The organism is Sphingopyxis sp. BE259 (assembly GCF_031457495.1).
Taxonomy (GTDB): Bacteria; Pseudomonadota; Alphaproteobacteria; order Sphingomonadales; family Sphingomonadaceae; genus Sphingopyxis.
In genome coordinates, this window is sequence record NZ_JAVDWM010000001.1 from 99,392 (window position 1) to 123,161 (window position 23,770).

Consider the following 23,770-nt stretch of genomic DNA (forward strand, 5'->3'; position numbering starts at 1 on the left):
TCACGATATTATTCTCGTCATGCCGGACTTGATCCGGCATCCAGTCTGGCCACGACGCATAGACCCCGGATCAAGTCCGGGGTGACGAAAGTGGCGAACGACTAGTCGGCCCGCCGGAAGGGCATGTGCCCTTCAAGCCATTCCATCTCGACTTCTTCGGCGCGGCGTTCCTGGTCCAGAAAATCGGCCACCGCGCGGCGGAAGCCGGGATCGGCGATGAAATGCGCCGACCAGGTGGCGACTGGGCCATAGCCCCGCGCCAGTTTGTGGCCGCCCTGTGCGCCCGCTTCTACCCGCGTCAGCCCGCGCGCGATCGCGATGTCGATCGCGCGGTAATAGCACAGCTCGAAATGCAGATAGGGAATGTCGGTCAGGCACCCCCAATAGCGTCCGTAGAGCGTATCAGCGCCAAGGAAATGCAACGCCCCCGCCACCGGCCGCTCGCCGTCATACGCCAGCAGCAGGATGATCTGCTCCGCCATTCGGTCGCCGATCAGGTCGAACGCCGCACGGGTGAGATACGGCTGCCCCCATTTGCGCGCGCCGGTGTCCTGATAGAAGAGCCACATCGCGTCCCAATGCTCGGGACGGATCGCATCGCCGGTCAATTCCTCGATCCGCAGACCTTGAACAGCGCGGGCCCGCTCCTTGCGAAGCTGCTTGCGCTTGGCGGACGTCAACGTGGCAAGGAAATCGTCGAAGCTGGTGTAACCCGCATTGGCGAAATGAAACTGGATGTCGCGGCGCACCAGCCACCCCGCGCCTTCGAACAGCGGCATCTGTTCGGGTGCGACAAAGGTGGCATGGGCGGACGACAGACCGTTCTGGCGGATCACCGCTTCCGCCGCACGGATCAGCAGCCGCGCATCGTCGATGTCCCGCGCCAGCAGCCGCGGCCCCGGCACCGGGGTGAAGGGCGCCGCGATCTGGAGCTTGGGATAATAGTCGCCGCCCGCGCGCGTCCAGGCGTCGGCCCACCCCTGGTCGAACACATATTCGCCCTGACTGTGCGATTTCAGATAGGCGGGCGCGGCGGCAACCAGCCCGCCCGCTTCATCCTCGACCAGCAGCGGCGCCGCCTGCCACCCGGTGCCCGGCCCGACGCTGCCCGATTCCTCCAGCAGCGACAGGAAAGCATGGCCGACAAACGGATTGCTGCCACCCGTCAGCGCGTCCCACGCTGCGGGATCGAGCGCAGCGACACCGGTGCCGAGCGAAATCGTGCGGGCAAGCGGGTCGGCTTCAGCCATCTATATGCATCCTTCGCTTGCCGTTCGTCCTGAGGAGGGACTGAGCCCGGCGAAGGCCCGTCTCGAAGGACCATGCACCGCGCCAAGTCCTTCGAGACGCCATTTCGACAAGCTCAATGGCTCCTCAGGACGAACGGGGAAGGTGCTGACCAACGGCTCGTCAAGGCTCGCTTATGCCGACTTCACCGCGACGATCGCGTCAGCCTCGACCGCGGCGCCGAGCGGCAGTACCGCGACGCCGACCGCGGCGCGCGCATGGCGGCCCGCGTCACCGAACAGCGTCTCGAACAATTCCGATGCGCCATTGGCCACCTTCGCCTGATCGGTGAAGCTGGGGGCGCTGTTGACGAACACCCCGAGCTTGACGACGCGCTCAATGCGCGACCAGTCGCCGCCGAGCGCCTGGCCGATCTGCGCGACGAGCATAAGCGCGACGCGCTGCGCCGCGTCCTGGCCGCCCGCGACGTCCATGTCGTCGCCCAGCCGTCCGGTCACGACCTGTCCGTCGCGGAAGGGCAGCTGGCCGCTGACGTACAGCATCCCACCCTGTTCGACGACGGGGACATAGGCGGCGACCGGCGCGGCCGCCTTGGGCAGTTCAAGACCGAGTTCGGCGAGTTTGGCGGTGATGTCCATGATATGTCCTTACGATGCCGTCTGGGGGGCGGGGGCGGGAATGTTTTCGGCGAGACGCGCGAGGATCCAGTCCTGCGCCGCGGTCCAGTCGTCGATGCGGGCATGGGCATGTTTCGACGCCGCGATCTTGTCCGCGATCGCAGGCTCGCCGACCAGATGCAACCGCCACACGTCGGGCGCTTCCTGCGCCACGGAATGATGATGCCCCGCCAGATCGTCGATGAACACCGCGACCGGCGGCCGATATTGTTCGATCAGGCGGCGCACCGGTTCGCCCTTGCCGCCGCGGCTGCCGATCACCGGGGCGTGGAAATCATGGAGCGCCAGCTGGTCGATTCGCGCCTGCTGATGGTCGGGGCCGACGTTGGTCAGCACGACGATGTCGGCCTGTTCGGCGATCGCCGCCATGGCGGCGAGCGCGCCGGGGATCGGATATTGCCGGGTCATCTCGGTGCGGAAAAAACTGTCGAGCAGCGGCCAGACCTCGGCCGCCTCCAGCGGTGTCCCGCATTCCTTGCGCTTGAGCGCCCCGGCAAAGCTCGCGTCCTCGATGCGGAACAAGACGCCATGTTCGGCGTCGACCCATTCAGCGAAGGGGACGACCATGTGCATCAGCACTTCGTCGCAATCGGTGATGACGAGCGGGCGGCTCATGCCTCGATCCTCTCGTCGCCCGCCAGCCGAAGCGCGGCGGCCACCAACGCCTCCGGCCGCACCGCCAGAGCTTCGGCGCAAGTCACCAGGTCGGGCTCATGCGCCGCGAGGAACGACAGGATCGCGGCGAGGGTCGCGGGATCACCGAGCGACCCGCGCAGCGTATCGGGACCAAGCCCGGTCATCGCCAGCAGCCGTTCGGCGCGCGGTTCGTCGCTCAATATCCAGCCGAGCGCGTGAAGCGCCAAAGCTGCGTCGTCGTCGTGCAAGGCATTTTTCCCTTCAACGGGAGGCAATTGTGTCGCGCCGCCGATTCGCCTAAACGGGCCGCGAACGCAAGGTGGGGAAGCGAAGTATCATGGGCAAGACCATATTGGTCGTCGAGGATAATGAGCTGAACCTGCGCCTGTTCTGTGACCTGCTCAACGCCCATGGCTACACCGCCCACCCGGTCCGCGACGGCCGCGATGCGGTGGCGAAGGCGCGCGAAGTGACGCCCGACCTGATCATCATGGACATCCAGCTGCCGCATGTCAGCGGGCTTGAACTGATCGGCCAGATGAAGGCGGATTTGACCTTGCGCAGCGTTCCGATCATGGCGGTCACCGCCTATGCGGGAAAAGGCGACGAGGAACAGATCCGCGCCGCGGGCGCCGAAGCCTATGTGTCGAAACCGATTTCGGTGATCAAGTTCATCGAAAGTGTCGGGGTGTTTGCCTGACCCGAGTGAGCGACCGGTTTCGACCGGTTGCTGCCGTCCCCGCGTAGGCGGAGGCCGATGTCGGTTTACGCAGCGACTCCGGGTAAGGCCGTTGGCGGCCCCCGCCTGCACGGGGCTACGATAGCGCGCAATGTTCGCTTCCGCCCGAAAGCGGGCAATCGGTTCCTAATGTCCCCCACCCCCCGCGCCCGGCGGCCCGCGCCCGCCGTTGCCCTCGCCCATCACGGCCGTATCCTCCTGCGCCGCGACATCACGGCGGAGCGGCTTCACCGCCAGCGCTCCAAGCCGCACCCGCGGCGTCGCCTTGCCGGGCATCGCCGCCATCGCGAAATTGCTATCGAGCCGCAACGCCGCCGCCGACGCCTGCCCCAGCCGCACCGTATAACGTCCGTAAGCGACGCTTTCGAAAAGGAAATATCCGTCGAACTCGGTCAGCGTCGTCGCGCGCACCCGCCCTTCGGCGTCGACCAGCTCGAGGCTCAGCCCCTCGATCGGGTTGCCGCCGTCGCGCCGCACGACCCCCTCAATCTCGCCCGCTGCCGCCATCGGCAGCGACACCCGCGTCGCGACGCCGGGACGCGGCGACACCACGACGCCCGGCAGCGCGGGCTGGACATAGGGATCAGGCAGGCTGCCGGCATCGATGCCGATCAACACCGGACGGAACGGCTCCAGCCCGTCGATCGTTGCCTGCCCCTGCTGATCGGTCGCCGCGTCGATAAAGCCGTGGCCCGCGGTCAGCGGCACCCCCGCCAGCGGTGCCTCGCCAGGCTGACGAATGCCGTCGCCATTATCGTCCATCCATATGTCGGCGATCACCTGACCGCGGCTCGCCAGCTTTTCGCTCGACACCCGCCAGCCGCCATTCGGCTTCGGACCAAAGCTGAACGCGAGCGACAGCGACGCCGCGAGCGAGCCGTCGCTCGCCACTTCGCCAAAAGCGCTCAGCTGTAACCGATTGAAACGGCGGGTATATCCAGCGCCAACCCGCGCCCGGTCGAACCCGCGATCATAGCCGAGTTCGGCGCGCCATTCGGCATCGCCCTTCCCGGCCCATTCGCCGATCAGCGCCACGCGCGTGTCGCTGCTGTCGCCCGACAGCGCAAAACGCGCCTCTCCGCGGACGCGAACACGCCCGATCCGGGCATTGGCGAGCAGGCTGGCGGTCAGATTGTCGGGCGGATCGGGGCCGATCGGCACCTTGGTCCGGCTCCAGTCGAGCTGGCCGGTAAAGGTCAGCGCGCGAAAACTCGCCGATGCGCGCGCGCTGGCTTCCAGACTGGCGATCCCCGACCGCCGGTCGATCTGGCGGACGTCGAAATGCAGCGGCAGCACGGTGCGCCCCAGCTTGACCGCCTGATCGACCGAAATCGAATAGAGGCCGTTGATATTGCCGAGAAAACGGTCGGAGACAAAGCCGTTCCAGCCGCGCATCGCATCGGCGCGGACATAGGTTTCGCCGAACGCCGCCAGCCAGCTGGCGCGAACCGCGCCGCCGCGATCGTCGGCATAGCTGCCGCCGACCTCGAGTAGCGTCGGCCCGAGCGAGCGGCGCAGCGCGACCTCGGCATAATTGCGCCGAACGTCTTCAATCATCAGGCTGTGTGCATAAGCCGCGATCGACGTGCGCGCATCGAGCCCGCGCTCGGCCCCCAACGTCCCGCGCCAGCCGCGACGGAACGGCCCGCGCCGCCGCCCGCCAAATTCGATCAGGTCGGCGTCCTCCTGCGCGAATCCCGCCCAATACCAAGTCTGCTGCGGCGGGATCGAGTCCATCCCAACCTGCACCTGCTTGATTTCGCGCCGGATTTGCCCCTGCGGCCCGTAAAGGACGATTTCGAAGCGGTTCGATCCATATTGCAGCGGCACGTCGAGAAATTCGTAACGGCCATCGCCATTGGGGCTGGTGAACGCCAGCAATTGCCCGTTGCGATAGAGTTCGGCGTCCCAGCCCGCGGGCAAATCGCCGCGAAAATCGGTCTTGTCGAAGCTGTCGGGGCGCTCGACCGGGCGATTGGTCACCACCGCGCCGCGCCCCGGCGCCGACGATGCGACGAGTCCGGTCGACAGCAGGCTGACATCGCCCGCCGCATAATGCGTCGCTTTCAACGGGCCGAGCAGCCGCCCCTCGGGATCGGTGCGATACAGTCGCATCCGCAGACTATCGGGTACCCCCTTGTTGTCCGACGACAAGCGCGCGTCGAAACTCTGCCCTATCACCTCGCCCGCGGCGAAAATCTCGTACCGTCCCTGAACATAAGAGCCCGCGCGCTTGTCAGACACAAATCCTGCCGACGCGACGACATCGACCGAGGGGGTCGCCCACGTCTGATACGGGCGCGACGCCTGCGGCAGGCTGGCGAGGTCGAATTGCGCCGCTGGCCGAATCCCGGCGGCGCGGGCGCGCCGTTCGGCGGCGAGCTGGAACGGCAGTTTGTCCTTGGTGTCGATCCGCAGCACCGCGTTCGACAGATCGGCGGCGATCGGCACCCCCAACCAGCTGTTGAGACTGTCCAGATCGACGCACCAGCCCGCGGGCGTATCGCGAATCATCGTCGCGGACAGCCGGAAACTCTGGCTCCCCGCGCGCACCTCGCCCGCATCGCGGTCGATCGTCAGGCTGCGCCGCTCGTCGAACACCCAGCCGGTTGCGCGGCGCAACTTCTTGTCGACGCGCACCGCCAGGTCGAGCGCGAGCACGATGTCGGCGAGGTCGACGCACACCCCCTGCGGCGTCTGATAGCCGCGCACCCCGTCGCCGAGCCGATACTGCCCCGACCGCAAGTCGAACAGCCAGCTGTCATCCTCGTTCGGCGCCCAGCCATCGTTGGCGAGCGACACGGGCTGGCTGTCAACGGCCTGAGCGCCGGTCGGGACAAGCCCGGCCAGCGCCAGCCCGGCGAGAATCGCCGGTTTCCATCGAGCAAGCACCGCGCCGATCACGGTCCTGGCTTTCGCCCCATCCTTACTCGATCATTTCACCACCCGATCGGCTTCGTCGATCGTGCCACCGCCGATTTCGCGATCCTCGGAATAGCGGATATGCACCGGTCCCTTGAGCTTGGCCGCAAGTTCGGGCGGCACGCGCAGCGACACTTCGCGCGCGGCAACCTCGGGATATACCGCGATGCCGCGGGCAACGAGCAGCGGCTCGGGCGCGCCCGGCCGCGTCACTTCGATGTCGCCATAGACCGAACGATTGCCGCTGCGCGTCAGGCCAAAATTGAACGCCGGGCCGTCGGGCGTTTCGGCGACCCATGCGTCGCCGATCACCGCTTCGGCGCCGAGATCGCCGACGCGAACGATCACCGGGATGGTGATGCCGTAAATCGGGGTCAGCGCAATCGAAACACCGCTGGCTGGCTTTGCCGTTTCGGCAGGCGCCGCGGCCACAGCATCGGGCACGGCGCGGAACAGCATATGCGCGCGATATTCGCCCGCCGGGGTGCCTTCGGGAATCCGCACGCCGACGCGGATGACCTGTGGCTGATTGGGCGGCAGGGTGACGCGGCGCGGGCTGAACGCGATCATGTCGAGCGCCGCACGCTCGGCGGGGCTCATATTTTCCTCGGCGATCTCGTCGAGCCCGCCCGCCGCGGTCATCCGCTTGATCTCGAGGCTGATGCGATAGGTTGCCGGCTCGGCACCGATATTGTTGAGCACCACTTCGGTGCCGCGCGATCCGTCGAGCACCACCCGGGTTGGCGCGACGAGCAGGTCGCCCGCCGCCTGGACCGGCAGCGCGGCGCCGCCGAACGCAAGCGCGAAAAACAGGCCGAAGCCTTTGAAAAATCTAGGCATGGATACGATCCCCACAATCGTTGGTCCGGAATGGCCCACACCATTCCGCTGGTCGCATCCTGCCTGCGCCAACATGGTTGATATTTCGCTAACCATGGGGCGCTTATCGTGCCGAAACGGCACGTAAAAAGGGGTCGCCAGCTTGTCGCTGGCGACCCCTTGATGTGATCGGCGAGCCGGAACCCGCCGGTCCCCCACCCTTATCGGCCTTTGGCCTTACTGGTAGTTGGCGGTGACGTTGAACGTCCCGGTGTAATCGCCCGCCGTCTGGTTGGCGCCGACGCTCAGCGTGCCGCCGACCTGAAAGCTGCCGCCGGTCGCGCCCAGCGTGATGTTCGCCGCCGAATAGGTCAGCGTCGAGGCCATCGTGCCGCCGAGCGAACCGTTGAGCGTGACGTTGGCGTCGCCACCGACGAGGACCACAGCACCACTGGTGCCCTGGACGTCGAAATTGGCGGCCGTCGTCGTACCAGTGCAGGTCAGACCCGCGCCGCAAGTGCGCGCGCCAGCCGTGGTGACGGCGACGGTCGAAGCGGTGGCACCGCTGATGATCGTCGCATATTGCAGGGCGCTGGTGTTGGTCAGCGTGATCTGGCGCAGGATCTTGGCCGTGGCCGTCCCGGTTGCCGTTGCTGCATGGGCCGCCGAAGCGTTCATGGCGAGGGCAGCAATCGCGGCGCCGACGATGGCGCGCTTCATTCCAAATTTGCGCATATGTTTGGTCCCTTGAATTCGAAGACTGAAAGTCGAAACACGAATGGATATCCCACCCCATTCGCCGACCTGTTTAGCGGCGCACAGGTTCAACCTTTGCCAGCAAGATTGGTTAACGGTGCAATAGGAATTGACCCGCCTTACCCATGGTAAGCGAGTGGAATCAGGGTCTTAGCCTGATTCAGAGAGGGTCGCGGGGACCGCCTGTTCTTCTTTAACGGCCCGGACTGGCACAATTTAAGCGCGGTGCTGGGCCGATTCGCACCACCTTGTTCGTCATCCAGGCGAAGGCCGGGATGACGAGCCAGATAATCAAATCCCCTCGCCGCTCAGCCGCTGACAAATCATGTCGAGCTGATCGAGCGACGCGAATTTCAGCGTCAGCGCGCCCTTGCCGCCGCCCGAATAGTGGATCGCGACACCGATGCCGAGCAGCTCGGACAAGTGGCGCTCGACCGCGACGATATCGGGATCGCGCCCGACGCCGTCCATGCTCTTATATTCCAGCGGCGCCTTGCGCCCGCCGCCCTTGTCTTCGCGCACCAGCGCCTCGACCGCGCGGACCGACAGGCCGTCCTTGACGACGCGTCGCGCAATCGACTCGGCGTCGGCGGCACCGATCAGCGCGCGCGCATGCCCCATCGCCAGCGATCCATCGCCGACCAGCGCCTGCACCGCTTGCGGCAGGTCGAGCAGCCGCATCAGATTCGCCACATGGCTGCGCGATTTGCCGACCAGCTTGGCCAAAGCCTCGTGATTATGGCCGAAATCGTCGATCAGGCGGCGATAGGCGCCGGCTTCTTCGATCGCGTTGAGGTCTTGCCGCTGGATATTCTCGACCAGCGCGATTTCATAGGTCGCCGCATCGTCGAGTTCGCGCACCAGCGCCGGAATCTGGTGCAGCCCGGCGCGCTGCGCCGCGCGCCAGCGCCGCTCGCCCGCCACCAGCTGATACCCGTCGCCATCGGGGGCGCGGCGGACGATGATCGGTTGCAACAGCCCGCGCAGCCCGATCGAATCGGCGAGCTCGGCGATCGCATTCTCGTCGAAATGGCGCCGCGGCTGCCCTGGCAGCGGCCGAATCGCACCGACCGGCACATGCTGCACGGCATCGCCCGACACCGTCGGCGCGGCCTTTGCGGCGCTGCCCGCACTGGCGAGCACCGGCGCCTCGGCGGCAACGTCACCAAAGAGCGCGTTCAGCCCGCGCCCCAGCCCCGACGGCCGCTTGCGCGCTGGAGATGCTCCACTTTCATCTTTATTATCAGTCATTTATGCAGCCTTGCGGACATTGGGCAAGCGATCGATCAATTCGCGGGCCAGCGCGATATACGCCGCCGACCCGGCGCAGCGATGGTCATAAATCAGCGCCGGCAGCCCATGACTTGGCGCCTCCGACAGCCTGACGTTGCGCGGAATCACGGTTTGGAACACCACCGGGCCCAGAACTTCGCGCACATCGTCCGACACCTGATCGGTCAACCGGTTGCGGCGGTCGAACATCGTCAGCGCAACACCCAGGATAGAGAGTTTCTGGTTGAAGCGCTCGCGCACGCGTTCGACCGTGGTGAGCAATTGGCTCAGCCCTTCGAGCGCGAAAAATTCGCATTGCAGCGGCACGATGAGCGATTCGGCGGCGATCAAGGCATTGAGCGTCAACATCCCAAGCGACGGCGGACAATCGATCAGGCAGATGTCCCACTGTCCTGCTTCAGCCCCCGACAACGCCTGCTGCATCCGGTGCAGCCGATCCTGGAACTCGATCAGTTCGATCTCGGCGCCTGACAGGTCGACCGTTGCGGGCACGATGTCGAGCCGCGGCACCGCGGTCGGGATCGCACATTCGGCGAGCGTCGCGTCGCCGCGTAGCAATTCGTAACTCGAATATTCGCGCTGCGCCTGCTTGATGCCCAGCCCGGTCGACGCATTGCCCTGCGGATCAAGGTCGATGATCAGCGTCCGCCAGCCGGTCGCGGCGAGCGCCGTTGCCAGATTGATCGCGGTCGTCGTCTTGCCGACCCCGCCCTTCTGGTTCGCCACGGCAATGCGGATCATGCTTTTCCTCGCTGTCTTGCCGGGATTTTTCCGGTGCCGACCAATATCTGGCTGTCGGCGTCGGTACGGCTTTGTTCCACGTGAAACAGATTCTGCCACGCCTGCGGCAGCAACGCCAGTTCCTTAACGGCGTTTCGTCCCTTTGGCAGCAGCCAGCGCGTCGATTCGGTGGAAAAACGCGCGGATAAATCGATCAGCTTGTCGAGCGGCGCGAAAGCTCGCGCACTGATCGTCGCGGCCGGTCGCGTTTCGACACGTTCAAGCGGCGCCTCGACGACCTCGACATGGCCCAGGCCGATTTGCAGGGCTGCGTCACGCAGGAAGCCACAACGCAGCTTGCGCGATTCCACCAGCGCCACCGGACGCTCACTCAGAATTGCCACCACCAACCCCGGCAAGCCTGCCCCGCTCCCAAGGTCGAGCCACATTCCGTCACCGCCCATGTTGTCGAGCGTCACCAGCTGCGCGCTGTCCGCAATATGGCGAACCCACAGATTCGGGATCGTCGAGGCGGCGATCAAATTCTGCTTTTCGGTCCCGGCGATCAGCATCGCCGCATATTGGTCAAGCTGCGCCCATTGCCGTACCGTCGGCGCAAAGGTCTCGCCGATCCAGGCTCGCGCCCCATCTTCGCTATCCAGAATTTGCGTCGTCAAACTGATCCCGTCCTTTTGACTAGGGGTGTTGCGCTAGTCGTGGCGCCCTCGTTTGTTCCTCTCAAGACGGCGGAAAGAACGCCCCCCGCATCCGCGGCTCATCCTATGCCGCGCGCCGCCGGCTGTGCACCATGATCGCAGTCAGCGCAGCCGGGGTTACCCCGTCGATGCGCGCCGCCTGCCCCAGCGTTTCGGGACGCGCCTTGCCCAGCCGCTCGACCATCTCGCGCGACAGCCCACCGATCGCGCGATAATCGAGTGCGGGGTCGAGCGTGATTGCTTCATTTGCCGCCAGCGATCGGAGCTCGGCATCCTGCCGCGCGATATAGGGCGCATAATGGGCATCCTCGACCAGCTCGGCCAGGATCGTGCGGTCGATCGCGGCAAGTTCGGGCGCAAGCGTCACCAGGGTCGCGATCGTCACATCGGGAAAGCGCAGCAGCTCGATCCGCGTTCGCGCGATGCCGTCGCCGGGGGTGCTCATCCCGATCGCGCCATAGTCGCCGCTCGCCACCGGCACCGCCAGCAGCGCTTCGGCAGCGGCGCGTGCGGCCTGCCGTGCCGCGAACAATTCGGCAGTCGCGGGCCGCACCAGACCCAGCGCGATCCCGGTCGGGGTCAGCCGCGTCGCGGCATTGTCGGCGCGCAGTCGCAGTCGATATTCGGCGCGTGCGGTGAGCATGCGATAGGGTTCGCTCACCCCCTGCAACACCAGATCATCGACCATCACCCCAATGTAGCTTTGCGACCGGTCGAGGATCAGCGGCGCACGCCCTTGCGCCGCCAGCGCGGCGTTCGCGCCCGCGATCAGCCCCTGCGCCGCCGCTTCTTCATATCCGGTCGTGCCATTGATCTGCCCCGCACAATAGAGGCCGGGCATCGCGCGGACCTGCAATGTCCGGTCGAGCGCGCGCGGGTCGATATGATCATATTCGACCGCATAGCCCGGCACGACCATCTCGACCGCCGCCAGCCCGTCCATCGTCCGCAGCATCGCGAGTTGGACATCGGCGGGGAGCGAGGTCGAAATGCCGTTCGGATAGACAAGATGCGAGTCGAGGCCCTCGGGTTCGAGAAAGACCTGATGCCCGTCGCGGTCGGCGAAGCGGTGGATCTTGTCCTCGATCGACGGGCAATAGCGCGGTCCCGCCGCACCAATCGCTCCCGTGAACAGAGGTGAACGATGCAAATTCTCGGCGATAATCCGATGCGATTCAGCGTTGGTGCGCGTAATTGCACAAAAAATCTGCGGGACCGTCCGCTCACTGTTCCACGTGGAACAGGTCCATGCCCCGCCGTCCGACGGTTGTTCTTCGAGCCGCGCCCAGTCAATTGTCCGTCCGTCGAGCCGCGGCGGTGTCCCCGTCTTAAGCCGCGCCATCGGCAGATCGGCGGCGCGCAACTGCTCCGCCAGACGATGCGCGCCATCTTCGCCGATGCGCCCGCCGGCCATCCTTTCCTCGCCGCGGAACATCCGTCCGCCCAGAAAGGTGCCGGTCGCCAGCACCACTGCGGGTGCGGTCAGGACCGTTCCGTCGCCAAGCTCAAGCCCCACCACCGTCGCCTCGTCGGCGGACAACCGCAGCGCGGCGGCTTCCCCGGCGATGACCGTGATGCCATCCTCGGCCGCCAGCAGACTCTGGATCGCATCGCGATAGCGCGTCCGGTCGGCTTGGACGCGCGGCCCCTGCACCGCGGCGCCCTTCGACGCATTGAGCATCCGGTAATGGATCGCAGCGCGATCGGCGGCGCGGGCCATCCAGCCATCAAGCGCATCAACCTCGCGCATCAGATGCCCCTTGCCGAGCCCGCCGATCGCAGGGTTGCAGGACATTGTACCGATCAGTGCTGGATCGAAACTGACCAGCGCGACGCGCGCACCGAGCCGTACCGCGGCGGCGGCCGCCTCGGTCCCGGCATGCCCCCCGCCGACGACGATGACATCATAGATGGTGCTGCTGCGCATGATTGCGGCGCCCTTAGCCCAAATGCGGTGCCAAATCCACCGCCGTGCGACCGAAGCGATGTTTCACGTGAAACATCATTTCCCGATACAGAAACGTCCGAACAAGGTGTCGAGCATATCTTCGACGCCCGCCCGCCCGGTGATCCGGTCGAGCGCACCGCTCGCGAGCCGCAGCCGTTCGGCGAGCAGGATCAGATCGTCCGCTTCGCGCGACCCCGCTTCGATCCGCAGCCAATCGCGGGCTTCGCCCATCGCCGCGCGCTGACGCTGACGCAGCGCCGCCTCCCCTTCGCGCGGCAACAATGTGCGCGCCATCTTGACGATCATCCGATGCAGCGCCTCCATGCCCTCGCCCGTCGCCGCCGACAGCACCAAGTCGCACCGCGCTGCATCGGCTTCCGCCGCCGCATCGCCGCGCCACCGGTCGGCTTGCGCCGCGATCAGGATCGTGCGGGCATGATCGGGCGCCTCCTTGGGCGCGCCTAACCACAGCAGGATGTCCGCCGCCGCGACCGCCGCCTTGGCGCGGTCGATCCCGATCATCTCGATTTCATCGCCACTTTCGGGGCGCAGGCCCGCGGTATCCGAAAAGCGCATCGCGATCCCGTCGAGCGCCAATGGGGTCTCGATCACATCGCGCGTCGTCCCCGCCACGGGCGACACGATAGCCAGCTCCCGTTGCACTAAAGCATTGATTAAAGTTGATTTTCCGGCGTTTGGCGGTCCTGCGATAACCACCGCGACCCCCTCCGCGATCACCTCCGCCGCGGGCCGCGCCAACCATTCGTCCAATTCGCCCGCCAAAGCTGCCATCCCCGCAATCAACCGCTGCGCGACACCTTCGCCAACTTCGACATCATCCTCATCGGCAAAATTCAGCTCGGCCTCGGCCCCCGCCATCAAGGTCAGCAGCCGTTTCTGCCATTCTGCAACGGCACGCGACACATGCCCGCTCGCTAGCCCCAGCGCCTGCACCCGCTGGCTCTCGGTCTCCGCCGCCAGCAAATCGGCCAGACCTTCTGCTTCCGCCAGATCGATCCGCCCGTTCAGGAACGCCCGCCGGGTAAACTCCCCCGCTTCGGCGCGGCGCAGCCCCGGCATCGTCGCCAGCGCCGCTTCGACCGCGGTGACAACCGCGCGGCCGCCATGGAGGTGCAGCTCGGCCAGATCCTCGCCGGTCGCCGTCGCCGGACCCGGAAACCACAGGATCAGTGCGCGATCGAGGATCGCGCCCGTGGCGCCTGCGAGTTCGGCAAGCGACGCCCGCCGCGGCACCGGCAGCTGTCCGGCCAGCGCCCGCAGCGCCTCCCCTGCCTGCGGTCCGCTCACGCGCACAACCGCGATCGCCGCCGGCGGCATTCCGCTCGACAGTGCAAAAATCGTGTCGCTTACACCGTCTTGGTTCAGCTCTTGCGCCCCTTGGCACCCTTGTCGTCATCGCCCTTCTCGGTCGATTTCGCCGCGCCGCCCATCAAGCCGCCGCCGAACTGGCCCAGCAGCGACTGCACCAGCCCCAACCCGCTTTCGCCCATCGGCACCCATGTCTTGACCATCTGTTGCACCATATCGGGGGTGATACCCTTCGCCATCAATTCCTTGACGCGGTCGAGATAGATGTCGTGCAGCGGTTCAAGGTCGGGCAGGCCGAACAGTTGCCGCGCCTCCTGGGGAGTGCAATCGATCTCGATATTGAACTTCATCGCCTGTCTCCGCCCCGAAATTCCGGTAAGCCGCTTGAGCCATGCCCGCAGCCCCGCTAGCTTTGCGCTTTCAGTGCCGTTTGGCAAGAGTCAGGAGCCCCGCATGTCCGCGACCAACACCACCATCCCCGCGCTCGACGGGACCAGCGCGATCCCCGCCTATGTCGCGCGTCCCGATGCCGATGGGTCGCGCGCGATTATCGTCATTCCCGAGATTTTCGGGGTGAATGCCGGAATCCGCGAAAAATGCGACGAGTGGGCGGCACAGGGCTATCTGGCGATTGCGCCCGACCTGTTCTGGCGCTTTGCCCCCGGGGTCGAGCTCGACCCCGATGTCGAGGCCGAGCTGCAGGAAGCCTTTGGCTATTTCGGCCAATATGACGCCGACGACGGGGTCAAGGACATCGAGGCCGCGATCCGCTGGCTTCATGCCCAGGGGGCGAGCAAGGTCGGCTGCGTCGGCTTTTGCCTGGGCGGCAGGCTGGCCTATATGGCGGCGGCGCGCACCGACGTGAACGCGTCGGTTGGCTATTATGGCGTGATGATCGATCAGATGCTGGGTGAAAGCCATGCCATCGCGCATCCCTTGATGCTGCATATCCCGACGATGGACCATCTCGTCAGTCCCGAGGCGCAGGCCAAGATGCACGAGGGGCTAGATTCGCATCCCAAGGTCACGCTCCACGATTATGACGGCCTCGACCACGGCTTTGCCGCGACCAGCGGCAATCGCCGCGATGCCGCGGGCGCCGAACTTGCCGATGGCCGCACCCAGGCCTTTTTCGCCGAGCATCTGGCATGAGCGCCGCCGCCGGCGTCGCCGCTTGGCATCATTATATGGCGGGCGGCGGTGACCCCCTGGCGCTGCGCGAGATGCTCGCCGAGGACGCGGTATTCCACTCCCCCGTCGTCCACACGCCGCAGGCCGGGCGCGACAAGGTCTTCGCTTATCTCCACGCCGCCAGCCATGTCTTGGGCGGCGACGATTTCCGCTACGAACGCGAGATTGTCGATGGCGACCAGGCAATGCTCGAATTTGCAACGACGCTTGACGACATCCATGTCAACGGGGTCGACATCATCCGCTGGAACGACGATGGACAAATCATCGATTTCAAGGTGATGGTGCGCCCGCTCAAGGCGATCAACAAAGTCTGGGAGAAGATGGGCGAGATGCTCGCCGCGCAAGGATAATGTTGGCGCCGCGCTAGATGAGCATCAGCGCCGCGAGCTCGCGATAGAGGTGCGGCGGCAGGTCAGCGACGCTGTCGTGGTCGGCCATGCCCTTGGGCGCGTCCTCATCGGCCAGATAGCGCCAACCCTGATGCGCGCGCTTCGACATTGGCGGCAGGATTTCCACTTCTTCCGAACAGACGATGTCGACCCGGCCATCCTTGCGATCGTCAAAGCGCAGGATCTGCTGCCGCGCAACGATGCGGTGCTTGATGATCCAGTGCAGATAACCGCCGACCAGCTCGTCCATCCGCTTCGGCCGCATCCGCGTCGGCACCCGCAATTCGCCATCACGAACGCGCGTCGCCACCCGGCGCGCGAACGTCTCGACATGCGCGCAGCCAACCGCGACCTTGGTGAGATGGAGTGGGGGCATAAAGCCTAAATGGGGCGGTGAAGCCGAAAACCAACCCGTCCCTAAAGGCGATACGATCGCACGACTAGCCTTGGCCAACCGCGCGATCGTGCACCCGGAATATTACCCCAGCAAGGTTCCCAGCCCGACCGACGGATCAACCCAGCCGTCGTAGATCATCTTGACCGCGACATAGACGATGACCGCGAGGCCGAAATAGGCGATCCAGCGGTAACGCTCGATGTATTTGGCGATGATGTTGGCGGCGACGCCCATCAGGATGACCGCGACAATCAGGCCAACGATCATGATCCCCGGATGATCACGCGCCGCGCCAGCGACTGCGAGGACGTTATCGAGGCTCATCGACACGTCGGCGATCGCAACCGCCCAGGCTGCCGCCGCAAAGCTCTTGGCGGGTTTCAGGCCCGAATGCTCATCACCAGTGACTTCAGGCGATCCAGCCGAATGGGCGCCGTCGCGCAGTTCGCGCCACATTTTCCAGGCGACCCAGGCCAGCAGCAAGCCGCCGACGAAGATCAGGCCGACGATTTGCAGCAACTGGGTGACGACCAGTGCAAAGGCGATCCGCAGCACCAGGGCGGCCAGCACCCCGATGATGATCACCTTGCGGCGCTGATCGGCAGGCAGGCCCGCGGCCAGCGCGCCGACGACGATCGCATTGTCGCCCGCGAGCACGAGATCGATCAGCAGCACCTGCAAAAATGCCGCCATCGCGGCGGGTTCGGTGATGTTCGAAAAATCATTGACGATATGGCCCCAGATTTCCGACGGGCCGCCCAGCCCCTGCGCGGCCGTGGTGGCGGCGGTCAACAACAGGTCAATCACACAAGCTCTCCGAAATATTGCACGACCGGCATCGGGTCATAAAAGGGGTGCAACAGTGCCCGCCATTCCGCATATCGTGCGGAGCGGCGGAAACCGTCGCGATGGTCTTCCATGCGGTGCCAATGCACGATCAGCAAGTAGGTTTCCACCGCTTCGCATCCGCGCCGCACTTCCATGCCCAAAAAACCGGGCCCAAAAATCCCGGCAGGCCGCGATCAGCGGGCGGGCGATGGCCAAGGCACGCTCAAAAGCCGCGCCGAACCTGCAACAAGGCCTGTTCGACGATCATCCCGCCCCAGCGCGACTATTGATTCATCGAATCGAAGAAATCCTCGTTGGTCTTCGAATCCTTGATCTTGTCGAGCAGGAACTCCATCGCGTCGATCGTGCCCATCTGCATGAGGATGCGGCGTAGCACCCACATTTTCGACAGCTTGTCCTTCTCGACGAGGAGCTCTTCCTTGCGGGTGCCCGACTTGCCGACGTCGAGCGAGGGGAAGATGCGCTTGTCGGCGACCTTGCGATCAAGGACGATTTCCGAGTTACCCGTGCCCTTGAATTCTTCGAAGATCACTTCGTCCATGCGGCTGCCGGTATCGATCAGCGCGGTGGCGATGATCGACAGCGAACCGCCCTCCTCGATGTTGCGCGCGGCGCCGAAGAAACGCTTCGGACGCTGGAGCGCATTGGCGTCGACACCGCCGGTCAGCACCTTGCCCGACGAGGGGACGACGGTGTTGTAGGCGCGGCCAAGGCGGGTGATCGAATCGAGCAGGATGACGACATCCTTCTTGTGCTCGACCAGGCGCTTCGCCTTTTCGATCACCATTTCGGCGACCTGGACGTGGCGCGTCGCGGGTTCGTCGAAGGTCGAGGAGACGACCTCGCCCTTCACGCTGCGCTGCATGTCGGTGACTTCCTCGGGGCGTTCGTCGACCAAGAGGACGATCAGATAGACCTCGGGATGATTGTCGGTGATCGCCTTGGCGATATTCTGCAGCAGCACGGTCTTACCGGTGCGCGGCGGCGCGACGATCAGCGCACGCTGGCCTTTGCCCTGCGGGCTGACGAGGTCGATGACGCGCGCCGACTTGTCCTTGACCGTCGGATCGACGGTGTCGAGCGACAGCTTCTGGTTCGGATAGAGCGGGGTGAGGTTATCGAAATTGACGCGGTGGCGGACAACATCGGGATCGTCGAAATTGACGCTGATCAGCTTGGTGAGCGCAAAATACCGCTCGCCGTCGCGCGGGGCGCGGATTTCACCTTCGACGGTGTCGCCGGTGCGCAGGCCATATTTGCGGACCTGGTTCGGCGAGACATAGATGTCGTCGGGGCCGGCGAGATAATTGGCCTCCGACGAACGCAGAAACCCGAACGAGTCGGGCAAAACCTCGATCGTCCCCGATCCGATGATTTCCTCGCCCTCTTCGGCGAGTTCTTTCAGGATCGAGAACATCAGATCCTGCTTGCGCAGCGTCGATGCGCCCTCGACCCCCAGTTCTTCAGCCATTTCGACAAGCTGGGCGGGGGCTTTGGTTTTGAGTTCTTTAAGATGCATGGATGGATTCCAGGATAAGATATAGGGAGAAAATACCGTCGGTTTTCAGTGCACCGCGAGGGTGCCTATCCGGCCGTGGGACGACCGTTTGCGATAGTTCCGGCGCTGGGGAAGCACCGCCCGGCTGGCGGGATTGCCATGGCCCCTATCCCTCGCCCGGTGCCAAGTCAATCAGGCTGGCCCGAACCGGGCAGGATCAGGGACGAACGACCGCGAGAATGACGATGAGCGCCGCAGCGACACCGGGGACTTCGTTGAGCAAGCGCAGCTGCTTTTCGGTGAGCGGCCGCAACCCCTGTTGGAGCTTTTTGAAGTAGCCGATCATCCAGCCGTGATAGCCCGACAGCGCCACCACCAGGACAAATTTGGCGATAAACCAGCTTTCACCCCAATAATTGCCGTTGAACGCGAGCAACAGCCCGAGCGCCCAGACGATGGTCAGCGAAGGATTCAGGATGATCCGGCGCAAGCGGTCTTCGCGCTCGATCCACTTCTTGTCCTCATCCGACCCGACGGCACATTGGTGATGATAGACAAAAAAGCGCGGCATCATGAACAGTCCCGCCATCAGGAAGATGACGAAGATAATATGCGCCGCTTTGACCCAAAGCATCGTCGCCCCCAAAAAACCTGCCCAGTCTGCCATATTCACCCGCCGCGAACCCGTCTGATCAGATGTTCGACATGGGCGATCGGCGTGTCGGGCACGATGCCATGGCCGAGGTTGAAGATATGGGGACGCGCCGGGAAGGCCGCAAGGATGCGGTCGATCGCAGCGTCCAGCGCCGCGCCGCCGGCGACGAGCGCGAGCGGATCGAGATTGCCCTGCACCGGCAAATGTTGCGGCAGGATACGGTCGGCCCAGTCCGGATCGACCGTCTCGTCGAGCCCGATCGCATCGACCCCGGTTTCATCGGCATAGGCGCGCAGCTTGCCGCCCGCGCCCTTGGGAAAGCCGATCACCGGGGTGTCGGGATGGATCGCCTTCAAACGGCGGACGATTTCGGCGTTTGGCACGATGACCCAGCGTTCGAATTGTGCGGGCGAAAGACTGCCCGCCCAACTGTCGAACAATTGCACCGCCTCGACGCCATGTTCGATCTGGCCCGCAAGGTACGTTACCGTGACATCGACGATCGCGTCGATGATCGCTTGGAACGCGGCTGGATCGCCAAACGCCATGCGGCGGGCCGCGGCCTGATCCTTCGACCCTTGGCCCGCGACCATATAGGTTGCGACAGTCCACGGACTGCCTGCAAAGCCCAGAAAGGTCGTATCGGCGGGCAACGAGGCCGCCACGCGCGCGACGGTAGCATAAATGGGGTCAAGCCGCTCAGGAACCGCTTCGAGCGCGCTGAGTGCGCTGTCGACCAGCGGCGGGGCCAGCCGCGGCCCCTCACCGGCCTCGAACCATAAATTCTGGCCCAGCGCGTGCGGCACGATCAATATGTCGGAAAACAGGATCGACCCGTCGAAACCGAAGCGCCGGATCGGCTGCAAGGTGACTTCTGCCGCGGCTTCAGGGTCATAGCAGAGCTCGAGGAAACCGCCCTTGGTTTCGCGCAAGGCCCGATACTCGGGAAGATAGCGTCCGGCCTGACGCATCAGCCACAAGGGCGGGCGCTCCTGCCGCGCTCCGCGCAGCACTGCCAGCAAACTCTTCGGTGACGCCTTCACGCGAACTCTCTTTCTCTTCAATATATAGATTAGATGAATTGTGGTGGTTTGTTGGTCGGCGGACAGCGCGGCTTTAGGCCGGGGCGTCGTTTTTGCCAACAGCTTGACTCTGGCAGCACCGTTCCCCGCCGCAGAGTCGGCGCCTGCTTTGCCCGCAATTCACAGCCTGTGGATAAATTCCGTCCCTTGTGGACAAGTGATGGAGCGGAATCGGCAGCGTCGGGGATGAAACTCCCGTCCCGATTCCGTCCCCGCGCTTGTCCAAATCTTATCCACAGGCCGCTTTTCCCGTTTATGGGCCGCATCCGGCATTGCCTTTTTCCGCTGCTTCCCGCCATGGTGCCGCGATGGGCCGGCTCCACCTTCATCTTATCTCTGACTCCACGGGCGAGACACTCGAAAATATCGCCAAGGCAGCGATCGCGCAGTTCGACGATGTCGAGGTGGTGCGTCATTTCTGGCCGATGGTACGATCGGAATCGCATCTCGACCGGATCATGGCCGAAGTGCAGGCCAGTCCGGGGATGATCCTGTTCACATTGGTCAATGGCGATCTGCGCGTCAGCCTCGAACGCCGCGCCGGGGCGCTCAACCTGCCACTCGTCCCCGCGCTCGATGCGGTGACCGATGCACTGTCACGAATGTTGGGCCAGGAGGCGAAGGCGCGGCCGGGGCGCCAGCATCAGCTCGATGCTGCCTATTTCGCCCGCGTCGAGGCGATCCAGTTCACCGTCGCGCATGATGACGGCATCGGCTGGGAAAATTGGGAACAGGCCGACATCGTGCTGGCCGGGGTGTCGCGCACCTCGAAGACTCCGACCAGCATCTACCTCGCCAACCGCGGCTTCAAGACCGCGAACATTCCGATCGTCCCTGAATCGCCGCCACCCGACGCCTTGTACCGGCTGAAACGGCCGATGGTTGTCGGGCTGACGACCGGGCTCGACCGGTTGGTCCAGGTGCGGCGCAACCGGCTGCTGTCGCTCAACCAGGCGCCCGAAACGAGCTACGTCGACGACGAGCGGGTCAAGGCCGAGCTGGCCTATGCGCGGCGCATGTTCGCCGACAATGGCTGGCCGGTGATCGACGTCACCCGGCGCTCGATCGAGGAAACCGCCGCGGCGGTGATCAAGCTGGTCGAGGATCGCGGCGCGGGCACCGGGGCATGACCCTCTTTCTCGCCTCGCAAAGCAGCGGCCGCGCCGCGATGCTCCGTGCCGCCGGGCTCGAGTTCGAAACGACTGCCGCGCATGTCGATGAAGAGGCGCTGACCGCGTCGCTGCTCGCCGCCGGCCAGACCCCGCGCAACATTGCCGACGCGCTCGCCGAGGCGAAGGCGATCAAAATCTCGTCGCGCTTGTCCGGGGTCACGGTGATCGGCGCCGACTCGACCCTCGCGCTCGACGATGGCACGATGCTCTCGAAGCCTGAGACGCCCGAAGAGGCGGCCGATCATTTGCGCCGCATGGCAGGCGCGCGCCACCGCTTGTTCAGCGCCGCAGTCGCCGCGCGCGATGGTGCGCCCGTGTGGCGCACCATCGGTGAGGCGAAGCTGTGGATGCGGCCCTTGTCCGATGGCTTTATCGCCGACTATGTCGCGCAACATTGGGACAGCATCCGCTGGACCGTCGGCTGTTATGAAATCGAGGGAGCGGGGGTGCAATTGTTCGAACGGGTCGAGGGCGATCCCTGGACGATCATCGGCATGCCGATGCTGCCCTTGCTGGCGTGGCTGCGGACCACCGGGTTGGCACCACAATGAGCGCGCAGCCCTATGCCGAAGTGATCGGCGATCCGATTTCGCACTCGAAATCGCCGTTGATTCACAAGTTCTGGCTCGACGCGCTGGGCATCGCGGGCGATTACCGCCGCGCGCATATTAAGCCCGACGCGCTGGCCGCCTATATCGAACAGCGCCGCTCCGATCCCGACTGGCGTGGCTGCAACGTCACCATTCCGCACAAGCTGGCGGTGATGGATCTGGTCGATGATCCGGGTGATATTCGCGGCACCATCGGCGCGATGAACACGATTATCCGCCAGAAAGATGGCGCGCTGATCGGAACCAACACCGATGCGGCGGGCTTCTACGCGCCGCTCGCCGAGCTCGTCCTCGACGGCGCCCCTGTCGCTGTCGTCGGCGCGGGCGGCGCGGCGCGGGCGGTGCTGTTCGCGCTGGCGCGCGCAAACGTCGGCCATGTGACGATCCTCAATCGCTCACCGCTGAAAGCCATGGGCCTGCTCGCGACCTTCGGCCTCAAGGGTGATGTCGTGGCGCTCGATGCCCAGCTTCCCCCGGCCGCGCTGCTCGTCAATTCAAGCAGTCTGGGGATGACCGGCCAGCCGCCGCTCGACCTCGACCTGTCGCCGCTGGCTGACGATGCGATCGTCTATGATCTCGTCTATGCGCCGCTCCGGACCGGCTTGCTCAAGGCCGCCGAGGCGCGCGGGCTCGACACCGTTGACGGGCTCGACATGCTGATCGGTCAGGCAGCGCTGGCGTTCGAGCTGTTCTTCGGCGCACCGCCCCCCGAGGGCCGCGACGACGAACTGCGCGCACTGCTTATGGCATGAAGCATCGCCCTTCCCTTGGCCGACGGCCGGGTTCGCGGCTGCGGCGGCCGTTCATCCTCGGCCTGACCGGCTCGATCGGCATGGGCAAATCGACTGCTGCGGCGATGTTCGAACGCGAAGGTGTGCCGGTGTTCGACGCCGACGCCGAAGTACATCGGTTGCAGGGGCCGGGCGGCGCGCTGGTCGCGGCGATCGAGGCGCGATTCCCTGGCACGACAGGACCGCGCGGCGTCGATCGGCAAAAGCTCGGCGCGCTGGTCCTCGGCAACCGCCACGAACTCGCGGCGCTGGAGGCAATCGTCCATCCAGCCGTGTTCCACGCGCAGAAGAAATTCCTCGCCCGGCACCGCGCCCGCGCTGTCGTCGTGCTCGACATCCCGCTGCTGTTCGAAAAGGGCGGCTGGCGCCGCGTCGGGGCGATTGCTGTCGTCTCGGCGCCGACATGGATGCAGACCAAGCGGGTGATGCGCCGCCCAGGGATGAGCTACGGTCGCCTGAAAGCCATCCGCCGCCTGCAAACGCCCGACCGCGTCAAACGGGCGCGCGCCGATTTCATTATCGAAACGGGCGGACCGAAAAGCGAGACGCATCGCCAGATTCGCGCCATCGCCTCTTGTTTCCGCGCCCGATAGGGTCCAGATTGATCGTTCAATGCGCGAGATAATCTTCGATACGGAAACCACGGGGTTCGACCCCAAGACCGGGGACAGGCTGGTCGAAATCGGGTGCATCGAACTGGTCGACCGGCGCGAAACCGGGGTCAACTTTCACGCCTATTTCAACCCCGAACGCGACATGCCCGCCGCTGCCGAAGCGGTGCACGGGCTGTCGATCCAGTTTCTGGCCGACAAGCCGCTGTTCGCGGCGCGCGTCGACGAGCTGCTGGAGTTTCTGGGCGATGCGCCGCTGGTCGCGCATAATGCCGCTTTCGACTTTGGTTTCGTCAATGCCGAGCTGGCGCGCGCCGGACGCCCGGCGCTCGACATGACGCGGATGTGCTGCACGGTGCAGATGGCGCGCAAGCTGCATCCCGGCGCCAAGCACAGCCTCGACGCGCTGTGTACCCGTTACGGCATCGACCGCAGCCACCGCGTCAAACACGGCGCGCTGCTCGACGCCGAACTGCTCGCGCATCTGTATATCGAAATGACTGGCGGGCGGCAGATCGGGCTGGGATTGGCCGCGTCTTCCCCCGACGGTTCGACTGCGGCGGCGGCGGCGCCTTCCCCGGCGCCTCTGCGTGGTGGCGACCGTTTGTTTCGTGAACCCAGACCCCATATGGCATCGGCCGCCGATCTGGCGCGCCATGCCGAATTTGTCGCAGGGCTGAACCAGCCGCTGTGGCTCGATACGGTGTGATGGCCTCTC

General features: G+C 65.1%; 27 protein-coding genes. 8 read left to right on the forward strand and 19 right to left on the reverse strand.

What is annotated here, in order from left to right; translation table 11 throughout:
- Positions 1-101: 101 nt before the first annotated feature.
- From J2X44_RS00470 to J2X44_RS00485, 4 genes are all read right to left on the reverse strand, one after another.
- Entirely contained in the window at positions 102-1,250 is a 1,149-nt protein-coding gene (locus J2X44_RS00470; RefSeq protein WP_310087299.1) for a GNAT family N-acetyltransferase, read from the reverse strand.
- 171 nt (positions 1,251-1,421) lie between these two features.
- The gene (locus J2X44_RS00475; RefSeq protein WP_310087302.1) at positions 1,422-1,886 is read right to left on the reverse strand and encodes a RidA family protein; all 465 of its coding nucleotides are present in this window, start codon (positions 1,884-1,886) and stop codon (positions 1,422-1,424) included.
- A gap of 9 nt (positions 1,887-1,895) precedes the next feature.
- Positions 1,896-2,540 (reverse strand): HAD family hydrolase, encoded by a 645-nt coding sequence (locus J2X44_RS00480; protein WP_310087304.1) that lies wholly within the window; start codon positions 2,538-2,540, stop codon positions 1,896-1,898.
- On the reverse strand, positions 2,537-2,809 hold the full coding sequence (locus J2X44_RS00485; protein WP_310087305.1) for a DUF3572 family protein: 273 nt from the start codon (positions 2,807-2,809) through the stop codon (positions 2,537-2,539). Before J2X44_RS00485 ends, J2X44_RS00480 begins: the two co-directional genes overlap by 4 nt.
- Before the next feature lie 89 nt (positions 2,810-2,898).
- On the opposite strand from J2X44_RS00485, the gene J2X44_RS00490 reads away from it, so the two are divergent.
- Positions 2,899-3,261, forward strand: a complete 363-nt coding sequence (locus tag J2X44_RS00490) for a response regulator (protein WP_310087307.1) — start codon at positions 2,899-2,901, stop codon at positions 3,259-3,261.
- Between the two features lie 165 nt (positions 3,262-3,426).
- Here the strand turns inward: J2X44_RS00490 and J2X44_RS00495 are convergent, their stop codons facing one another.
- The 9 genes from J2X44_RS00495 to J2X44_RS00535 all read right to left on the reverse strand — a co-directional run bounded on the left by J2X44_RS00495 (position 3,427) and on the right by J2X44_RS00535 (position 14,153).
- Positions 3,427-6,204, reverse strand: a complete 2,778-nt coding sequence (locus J2X44_RS00495; protein WP_310087308.1) for a carboxypeptidase-like regulatory domain-containing protein — start codon at positions 6,202-6,204, stop codon at positions 3,427-3,429.
- A gap of 30 nt (positions 6,205-6,234) precedes the next feature.
- Positions 6,235-7,062 carry a molecular chaperone gene (locus J2X44_RS00500; protein WP_310087309.1) on the reverse strand — a complete coding sequence of 276 codons (828 nt, stop codon included), beginning with the start codon at positions 7,060-7,062 and terminating at the stop codon, positions 6,235-6,237.
- A gap of 216 nt (positions 7,063-7,278) precedes the next feature.
- Positions 7,279-7,776 (reverse strand): DUF4402 domain-containing protein, encoded by a 498-nt coding sequence (locus J2X44_RS00505; protein WP_310087310.1) that lies wholly within the window; start codon positions 7,774-7,776, stop codon positions 7,279-7,281.
- Between the two features lie 312 nt (positions 7,777-8,088).
- A complete protein-coding gene (locus J2X44_RS00510; protein WP_310087312.1) occupies positions 8,089-9,048 on the reverse strand; it encodes a ParB/RepB/Spo0J family partition protein in 960 nt (319 codons plus the stop codon).
- On the reverse strand, positions 9,049-9,831 hold the full coding sequence (locus tag J2X44_RS00515; protein WP_310087314.1) for an AAA family ATPase: 783 nt from the start codon (positions 9,829-9,831) through the stop codon (positions 9,049-9,051).
- Positions 9,828-10,487 carry a 16S rRNA (guanine(527)-N(7))-methyltransferase RsmG gene (gene rsmG, locus J2X44_RS00520; protein WP_310087316.1) on the reverse strand — a complete coding sequence of 220 codons (660 nt, stop codon included), beginning with the start codon at positions 10,485-10,487 and terminating at the stop codon, positions 9,828-9,830. The genes J2X44_RS00515 and rsmG overlap by 4 nt, the downstream gene beginning before the upstream one ends.
- Before the next feature lie 103 nt (positions 10,488-10,590).
- On the reverse strand, positions 10,591-12,453 hold the full coding sequence (mnmG, locus tag J2X44_RS00525; protein WP_310087318.1) for a tRNA uridine-5-carboxymethylaminomethyl(34) synthesis enzyme MnmG: 1,863 nt from the start codon (positions 12,451-12,453) through the stop codon (positions 10,591-10,593).
- Positions 12,454-12,528: 75 nt separating this feature from the next.
- The gene (mnmE, locus tag J2X44_RS00530) at positions 12,529-13,833 is read right to left on the reverse strand and encodes a tRNA uridine-5-carboxymethylaminomethyl(34) synthesis GTPase MnmE (protein ID WP_310088300.1); all 1,305 of its coding nucleotides are present in this window, start codon (positions 13,831-13,833) and stop codon (positions 12,529-12,531) included.
- A gap of 23 nt (positions 13,834-13,856) precedes the next feature.
- Complete coding sequence (locus J2X44_RS00535) at positions 13,857-14,153, reverse strand: DUF6489 family protein (RefSeq protein ID WP_310087320.1); 297 nt, start codon at positions 14,151-14,153, stop codon at positions 13,857-13,859.
- Positions 14,154-14,256: 103 nt separating this feature from the next.
- Here J2X44_RS00535 and J2X44_RS00540 point away from each other — a divergent pair, with 103 nt between their 5' ends.
- Entirely contained in the window at positions 14,257-14,955 is a 699-nt protein-coding gene (locus J2X44_RS00540) for a dienelactone hydrolase family protein (protein WP_310087322.1), read from the forward strand.
- Positions 14,952-15,347 carry a nuclear transport factor 2 family protein gene (locus tag J2X44_RS00545; protein ID WP_310087324.1) on the forward strand — a complete coding sequence of 132 codons (396 nt, stop codon included), beginning with the start codon at positions 14,952-14,954 and terminating at the stop codon, positions 15,345-15,347. Before J2X44_RS00540 ends, J2X44_RS00545 begins: the two co-directional genes overlap by 4 nt.
- Positions 15,348-15,360: 13 nt before the next feature.
- Here J2X44_RS00545 and J2X44_RS00550 read toward each other — a convergent pair whose 3' ends face one another.
- From J2X44_RS00550 to hemE, 6 genes are all read right to left on the reverse strand, one after another.
- Positions 15,361-15,762, reverse strand: coding sequence for a DUF1489 family protein (locus J2X44_RS00550; protein WP_310087326.1), 402 nt, complete (start codon positions 15,760-15,762; stop codon positions 15,361-15,363).
- Positions 15,763-15,864: 102 nt separating this feature from the next.
- Positions 15,865-16,590 carry a TerC family protein gene (locus J2X44_RS00555; protein ID WP_310087328.1) on the reverse strand — a complete coding sequence of 242 codons (726 nt, stop codon included), beginning with the start codon at positions 16,588-16,590 and terminating at the stop codon, positions 15,865-15,867.
- Positions 16,587-16,766 (reverse strand): hypothetical protein, encoded by a 180-nt coding sequence (locus tag J2X44_RS00560; protein ID WP_310087330.1) that lies wholly within the window; start codon positions 16,764-16,766, stop codon positions 16,587-16,589. The genes J2X44_RS00555 and J2X44_RS00560 overlap by 4 nt, the downstream gene beginning before the upstream one ends.
- A gap of 128 nt (positions 16,767-16,894) precedes the next feature.
- On the reverse strand, positions 16,895-18,151 hold the full coding sequence (gene rho, locus J2X44_RS00565) for a transcription termination factor Rho (protein WP_058539276.1): 1,257 nt from the start codon (positions 18,149-18,151) through the stop codon (positions 16,895-16,897).
- Positions 18,152-18,347: 196 nt separating this feature from the next.
- A complete protein-coding gene (locus J2X44_RS00570; RefSeq protein WP_310087336.1) occupies positions 18,348-18,797 on the reverse strand; it encodes a CopD family protein in 450 nt (149 codons plus the stop codon).
- Between the two features lie 2 nt (positions 18,798-18,799).
- Positions 18,800-19,828, reverse strand: coding sequence for a uroporphyrinogen decarboxylase (gene hemE, locus J2X44_RS00575; protein WP_310087338.1), 1,029 nt, complete (start codon positions 19,826-19,828; stop codon positions 18,800-18,802).
- 347 nt (positions 19,829-20,175) lie between these two features.
- Between hemE and J2X44_RS00580 the strand changes: the two genes are divergently transcribed.
- From J2X44_RS00580 to dnaQ, 5 genes are read left to right on the forward strand one after another with little or no spacing between them, the layout of a single operon-like run.
- On the forward strand, positions 20,176-20,997 hold the full coding sequence (locus tag J2X44_RS00580; protein ID WP_310087340.1) for a pyruvate, water dikinase regulatory protein: 822 nt from the start codon (positions 20,176-20,178) through the stop codon (positions 20,995-20,997).
- Positions 20,994-21,590, forward strand: coding sequence for a Maf family protein (locus tag J2X44_RS00585; RefSeq protein ID WP_310087341.1), 597 nt, complete (start codon positions 20,994-20,996; stop codon positions 21,588-21,590). The genes J2X44_RS00580 and J2X44_RS00585 overlap by 4 nt, the downstream gene beginning before the upstream one ends.
- Positions 21,587-22,402 carry a shikimate dehydrogenase gene (aroE, locus tag J2X44_RS00590; RefSeq protein ID WP_310087342.1) on the forward strand — a complete coding sequence of 272 codons (816 nt, stop codon included), beginning with the start codon at positions 21,587-21,589 and terminating at the stop codon, positions 22,400-22,402. The genes J2X44_RS00585 and aroE overlap by 4 nt, the downstream gene beginning before the upstream one ends.
- Positions 22,399-23,034 carry a dephospho-CoA kinase gene (coaE, locus tag J2X44_RS00595; protein WP_310087343.1) on the forward strand — a complete coding sequence of 212 codons (636 nt, stop codon included), beginning with the start codon at positions 22,399-22,401 and terminating at the stop codon, positions 23,032-23,034. Before aroE ends, coaE begins: the two co-directional genes overlap by 4 nt.
- Positions 23,035-23,053: 19 nt before the next feature.
- Positions 23,054-23,761, forward strand: coding sequence for a DNA polymerase III subunit epsilon (dnaQ, locus tag J2X44_RS00600; RefSeq protein ID WP_310087344.1), 708 nt, complete (start codon positions 23,054-23,056; stop codon positions 23,759-23,761).
- Positions 23,762-23,770: the final 9 nt, after the last annotated feature.